We start from the raw sequence: 5381 nt of genomic DNA, 5'->3' as shown, positions 1-5381 counted from the left end.
GGATGCGATCGGGCGCGATATCGATACGGCCAAGACCGCCGGCTTTGCGCCCGACATCGCCGCTGACGGCAGCTTTGCCGCTGGCCATGCCGACATAGCCTTCACGGTTGCCGGCGGCACGCTGCGGGCGCCACCGGTCAGCCTGGAAAATCCGGCGGCGACCTTGTCCGCCGACGTCACGGCGGATCTCAACGCGGCCACGGTGTCGGCCAAGGGTGCGATCACCTATCGGCCTGGCGACGAGGCACTGGTCGGCTCCGAGCCGGTCGTGAATTTCACCGCCGAGGGGCCGTTCGGCGCGGTCAAACGAGCATTCGACAGTGAGCCTCTGGCGCAGTTCCTGACGCAGCGCGCGCTGGAAAAGGAACAGCAGCGCGTCGAGGCGATGCAGGCCGCGCTGCTCGAAAAGCAGCGGCTGCGGCGCGAGGTCCGCTACTACGCGGCGCTGCAGGATGCTCGCGACAAGGCGGCCGAAGAACTGCGCAAGCAGCAGGAAGCGGCGCGGCTGAAAGCTGAGGCGGACGCCAAGGCAAAGGCGGAAGCGGATGCCCAGGCCAAGGCAGACGCAAAGGCCGAAGCGGACGCAAAGGCGGCTGCCGAAAAGCAGATCGCCGACGAAGCGGCCAAGGCACAGGCCGAGCAGGATCGGCAGAAGGCGGAAGAGGCGGTGCGCATCGCGGCGCAGGAAAAGGCAAGGCTGGAGGCCGAACGCAAGGCCGCGCAGCAGCCTCCGAAGGTGGAGCGTGCCCCGCTGCCGCAGGCCAACGACAATCCGCCGCCGGCCAAGCCGAAGTCCAATCCGTTCACGATCGACAATCTGCTGAAGTCGCTGCCGTAGGCTGAGCTTTCTGGGCGATACGACTACCCTCCATCGCGATCGAGCAGACGCCGCAGCATCGGTTCGATACGCGACAGTTCGTCGAGATGCACCGCCGACAGTTCGGCCAGGCAATCGTCGGCGCGCTCGGTCAGCTGCAGCAGCACGCGGCGGTGGTCGTCCTTGTCCTGATCCCGTGTGACCAGCCCAGCTTCGCCGAGGCGGTTGACCAGTTCGACGGCGCTGTGGTGGCGGATGCGCAGGCGCTCGGCGAGGTCGCCAACCGTCACCGGGCCGCCGCCGGGGAATCCCTTGATCGCCAGCAGCGCCTGATGCTGGCGCGGGGGTCAGGCCGGCGTCTTCCGCCTGGACCTGGCTGAATTCGAGGAAGCGGCGGATCAGATAGCGAAACTCCGACAGCCGCTGGTAATCGGCCTGGCTGATGGCGGGGCGTGGTTTTTGTGGCTGCGACATATCAGACATGTGTTCGTTTTCCGGCGAAAGCTCAAACGGATTTCGGGCGAAACCGACTTGAATATTTATATCGTGTTACGATACATAGCCGCCGACAAGCCCGGCTGGCCGCTTCGACCGTGCCGCATATCCACATTCGGCCCGCCGCCAGGAAGCAAAGCCCGCCATGAAGACCCCTCACTCGAACCCGGAGCATCTGCGTGATTTCACCACGGACGCCAGGGTGCTGCTCGTCGCGGCCATTGCCGTGGTGGTGGCGACAGCCGGACTGGTTGCCGGCATCGCGCTTTTGAAGCTGATCCGGCTGGCCACCAACATCGCCTATTTCGGCCAGTTCTCGCTTGCCGACCTGAAGCTTGAGGACACACCGCTTGGGCTTGCCGCCGTCATCGTCCCGGTGATTGGTGCGCTGATCATCGGCCTGATGGCGCGCTTCGGCAGCGAGAAGATCCGCGGCCATGGCATTCCCGAGGCCATCGAGGCGATCCTGCTCGGGCGTTCCAGACTCGACGCCAAGGTGGCGATCCTGAAGCCGCTGTCGTCGGCGATCTCGATCGGCTCCGGCGGACCGTTCGGCGCCGAAGGGCCGATCATTATGACAGGCGGTGCGATAGGCTCGCTGATCGCGCAGATGCTGCCGGTCAGCGACAACGAGCGCAAGACGCTGTTGGTGGCTGGTGCGGCAGCAGGCATGACCACCGTGTTCGGAACCCCGATCGCCGCCATCATGCTTGCCGTCGAACTGCTGCTTTTCGAATGGACCCCGCGCAGCTTCATCCCGGTGGCGGTGGCAGCTGTTATCGCCGAGGTCGAGCGCACCATGCTGCATCTGCCTGGACCGATCTTTCCGTTTCAGGGCGGCATGGAGGTGTCCTTTGCCGGCCTTGCCGGCTGGGTGGCGATCGGCGTTTGTGCAGGACTTTTGTCGGGGCTGCTGACGCAGATGGTCTATGCCTGCGAGGACGGTTTTCAGAAACTGCCGATCCACTGGATGTGGTGGCCGATGCTTGGAGGCCTGGTGGTCGGCATCGGTGGGCTGATCGAGCCGCACGCGCTCGGCGTCGGCTATGACAACATCACCGACATGCTGGATGGCCGCACCGTCGCGACAGCGGCCCTTCTGCTGCTGGTGGTCAAGGCGATCATCTGGTCGGTAGCGCTCGGCTCGGGAACGTCGGGAGGTGTGCTGGCGCCGCTGTTGATCATGGGTGGGGCTATGGGCGCTGTGCTCGCCGGCGTTCTGCCTGCCGCGGATCCCGGTTTCTGGGCGCTGCTGGCGATGGCCGCCACGATGGGCGGCACGATGCGTGCGCCGCTGACCGCCACGTTCTTCGCCGTCGAACTGACCGGCAACACACATATGCTGGTGCCGCTGATTGCTGCCTGCGCCGCGGCGCACGCCGTCACCGTGCTTCTGATGAAGCGGTCGATCCTGACCGAAAAGATCGCCAGAAGGGGACATCATCTGGTTCGCGAATACCGCGTCGACCCTTTCGCCCTGACCAGGGTGCGCGAGGTGATGACCCCACAGGTCGAAAGCGTGCCGGCGACGATGACGCTGCATGGCGCTGCGGCATTCCTGACAGCGCCGGAAACACGGCATCCGAGTTTCCCGGTGGTCGATGAGCACGGCCATGTGCTGGGCCTCATCGATCCGCCGGCGATATTGCGCTGGAGACGCGCCGGCACGCACCGCACCACCACGCTTGGCGAACTGCTGGCCGGCAGCAAGGTGACGCTGGCCTATCCGGACGAATATCTCGAAGGCCTCTCCGACAAGCTGCTGACGGCCAACGTCTCTCATCTGCCCGTCGTCACTCGCGAAGGCTCCTTGCTGGTCGGCTATGTCGGCTGGAAGGATTTGATGCGCGTGCGGTCCAGGAAACAGGCCGAGGAGCGCGAACGTTCGACCTTGCTTGGCTTCGGCACCAGACGCAGGAAGAAGGAAGCGGCGGTCGAGGGCCTCTAGAAATCCGTTCCGCGCTTCGCCCACTCCAGGACATGGAGCCTCAACGCAGAGGACAGGTTGGTGTCGCGGGGCCTTGTCTCGTCGACTTCGGCGACAAGCGCGGCGAGCGTCAGCTTTCTGGTCGCCGCGATCGCGACGAGGTCGTCATAGAAGGGTTTTTCGAGCGAGTAGCTGGTGCGGTGGCCGCGAATGGTCACCGAACGCTTTTCGACCGGGCTCATAGGTGGTCAGGGTCGCCGGGCTTTTCACGACGATGCCCGGCAACGAATTTTTCACTCTTGTCGGCGGCGATGCGGTCGCGTTCTTTTTCGGCCTTGGAGCGGCCGTGCAGCGCGCGATTCTGTTCGGCGGCGCGCAGCTTTTCGTCCCGCGCCTTTTGCTTGCGGGCCTGGCGGAGATTGACGATTTCGGCCACGGCGTAAGTCGCCGGCCTATTTCTTGCGGAAGGCGTCGAGCGAGACCACTTCGGCGCCCTTGGTGGCGGCGTCCGCGGCCGCGGGCTTCTTCTCCGCCTCGGCGGCGGCCTTCTTCTCGGCCTTCGGCTTTTTCTCGGAGACGATGGTCAGCGGCTCCGGAGTTGGCGCAGCCGGTTCCTCGGCTGCCGCGCCATCCGTCTTGACGTCGAATTCGAGCTCGAAATTGACCGAGGGATCATAGAAGCCGCGCACGGCCGAGAACGGGATTTCGAGTTTTTCCGGAACATCGGAGAAGGACAGGCCAACCTCGAAGCCGGTATCGGTCACCTTCAGGTCCCAATACTGGAACTGGATGACGATGGTCATCTGCTCGGGATAGCGCTCGCGCAGCCGCGAAGACACGCGTACGCCCGGCGCGCCGGTCAGGAAGGTGATGAAGAAGTGGTGGTTGCCGGGGAGGCCGGTGCGCGCGACCTCGGCCAGGACCTTGCGCATGACGCCGCGCAACGCCTCCTGGGCCAGAATGTCGTAGCGGATGTGGTCGTCGGCCATGTGGCGGTCGGGTTCCGTTGAATCGTCCGCATAGCTGTAATCAAGCTTGAGGGCGGCGTAAACCGCATATAGATCACCCTCGCGCGGAAGCGAAGACTATTGCCAGCGATTTGATCGCTCAGGCGCTGGTGAGCGCGCTTTGCTTTTCGGACGATGCCGCGGACCGGCGCTTGCCGAAGGCGCGCAGGAAGGTGCGCACGCCATTGGTCGCGGATTGCAGCACCTCGTCCTCGCGCGGCGAGCCGCCAAGCATGAAGGTGGTCTGCAGTTCGGCATTGACGAGGCCAAGGAACTGGCGTGCCGCCACGTCGGGATCCTCGATCGTGAGATAGCCGCCATAGGCGAGGCGGGCGAAGCGGGCGGCGATTGCTGGCCATGTCCTGCCCGGACCCTGTTCGCGCCATTCGGCAAACAGTTCGGGATAGCGCTCGCCTTCGGTCTGGATCAGCTTGCGCAGGAATTTTCCGTCGCGGTTGCAGATGCAGTTCTGGTTCAGGCGCACGGCAAAGCCGATCAGGTCGGCTTCGAGATCCCCCGGCTGGTCGGGGAAGGTGGCAATGGTGGCGAAGATGCCGGCATTGCAGCGTTCGGTGAGGTCGCGGACCACAGCGACGAACAGTCTCTCCTTGTCGCCATGATGGTTGTAGATGGTCTGACGCGAGACGCCGGCTTCGGCGGCGATCAGGTCGATGTTGGCGCCGGCGAAACCTTCGCGGCAAAACACGGTGGCGGCGGAGTCGACGATCGAGAGGCGCTTGGCCTCATGGCCGCGTGGCGGGAAAATGTCAGGAGAAACGTGCAGCTTCATAAAAAACTATATAGGGGTGATTGACGATTTAGACAAGAGTGTCTAAATTTGTGGACACAAGATAAAGAGATTTCGCGTGAGAGAGACGAATAGGATTCGCTCTTGAGGTGTCGGAATCTCACGGGATGGAACGTCCTAGGTTAGACGTCGCCTGGCGGCGGCAACCAGATTTGAAAGAAGCCTATATCATGAGTCCCAAATTCCTCCGCATCGCGGTCGTGCTCGGCTTGTTGTCCGCCATCGGCCCGTTCGCCATCGACATGTATCTGCCCGCGCTGCCGTCGATCGGCGCGGATCTGCATGCCAGCACCGCTGCCGTGCAGATGAGCCTGTTGATCTTCTTCC

Annotated in this window: 5 protein-coding genes and 3 pseudogenes; 3 read left to right on the top strand and 5 right to left on the bottom strand. The window is 63.9% G+C overall.

Annotated features, from left to right (window positions below; translation table 11 throughout):
• A pseudogene (locus EOC06_RS30595) lies at positions 1 to 838 on the top strand (AsmA protein); the annotation flags it as partial.
• A 23-nt stretch (positions 839 to 861) separates the two neighbouring features.
• On the opposite strand, the pseudogene EOC06_RS30590 reads toward EOC06_RS30595, so the two are convergent.
• A pseudogene (locus EOC06_RS30590) lies at positions 862 to 1300 on the bottom strand (MarR family winged helix-turn-helix transcriptional regulator).
• 157 nt (positions 1301 to 1457) lie between these two features.
• Between EOC06_RS30590 and EOC06_RS30585 the strand changes: the two are divergent.
• Positions 1458 to 3260, top strand: a complete 1803-nt coding sequence (locus EOC06_RS30585) for a chloride channel protein (protein WP_128309543.1) — start codon at positions 1458 to 1460, stop codon at positions 3258 to 3260.
• Here EOC06_RS30585 and EOC06_RS30580 read toward each other — a convergent pair.
• The 4 genes from EOC06_RS30580 to EOC06_RS30565 form a co-directional block, all read right to left on the bottom strand.
• Positions 3257 to 3481, bottom strand: coding sequence for a ribbon-helix-helix domain-containing protein (locus EOC06_RS30580; RefSeq protein WP_127328907.1), 225 nt, complete (start codon positions 3479 to 3481; stop codon positions 3257 to 3259). The genes EOC06_RS30585 and EOC06_RS30580 overlap by 4 nt on opposite strands.
• Positions 3478 to 3675 carry a DUF4169 family protein gene (locus tag EOC06_RS30575; protein ID WP_127271798.1) on the bottom strand — a complete coding sequence of 66 codons (198 nt, stop codon included), beginning with the start codon at positions 3673 to 3675 and terminating at the stop codon, positions 3478 to 3480. Before EOC06_RS30575 ends, EOC06_RS30580 begins: the two co-directional genes overlap by 4 nt.
• A gap of 16 nt (positions 3676 to 3691) precedes the next feature.
• Positions 3692 to 4228: an SspB family protein gene (locus EOC06_RS30570; RefSeq protein WP_027160604.1), complete on the bottom strand. Its 537-nt coding sequence runs from the start codon at positions 4226 to 4228 to the stop codon at positions 3692 to 3694.
• A gap of 118 nt (positions 4229 to 4346) precedes the next feature.
• A complete protein-coding gene (locus EOC06_RS30565) occupies positions 4347 to 5036 on the bottom strand; it encodes a TetR/AcrR family transcriptional regulator (RefSeq protein WP_127328909.1) in 690 nt (229 codons plus the stop codon).
• A gap of 188 nt (positions 5037 to 5224) precedes the next feature.
• On the opposite strand from EOC06_RS30565, the pseudogene EOC06_RS43895 reads away from it, so the two are divergent.
• Positions 5225 to 5381, top strand: a pseudogene (locus tag EOC06_RS43895) (Bcr/CflA family drug resistance efflux transporter); the annotation flags it as partial.

The organism is Mesorhizobium sp. M7A.F.Ca.MR.362.00.0.0, assembly GCF_004023175.1.
In the GTDB taxonomy this organism is placed as follows: Bacteria; Pseudomonadota; Alphaproteobacteria; order Rhizobiales; family Rhizobiaceae; genus Mesorhizobium.
Note: the sequence above shows the minus strand (reverse complement) of the source record. Positions and strands in the feature narration are given on the sequence as shown.

Coding starts and splice junctions, on each gene's coding strand:
- EOC06_RS30565 (WP_127328909.1), bottom strand. CDS start 5,036: ATGAAGCTGCACGTTTCTCCTGACATTTTCCCGCCACGCGGCCATGAG.
- EOC06_RS30570 (WP_027160604.1), bottom strand. CDS start 4,228: ATGGCCGACGACCACATCCGCTACGACATTCTGGCCCAGGAGGCGTTG.
- EOC06_RS30580 (WP_127328907.1), bottom strand. CDS start 3,481: ATGAGCCCGGTCGAAAAGCGTTCGGTGACCATTCGCGGCCACCGCACC.
- EOC06_RS30585 (WP_128309543.1), top strand. CDS start 1,458: ATGAAGACCCCTCACTCGAACCCGGAGCATCTGCGTGATTTCACCACG.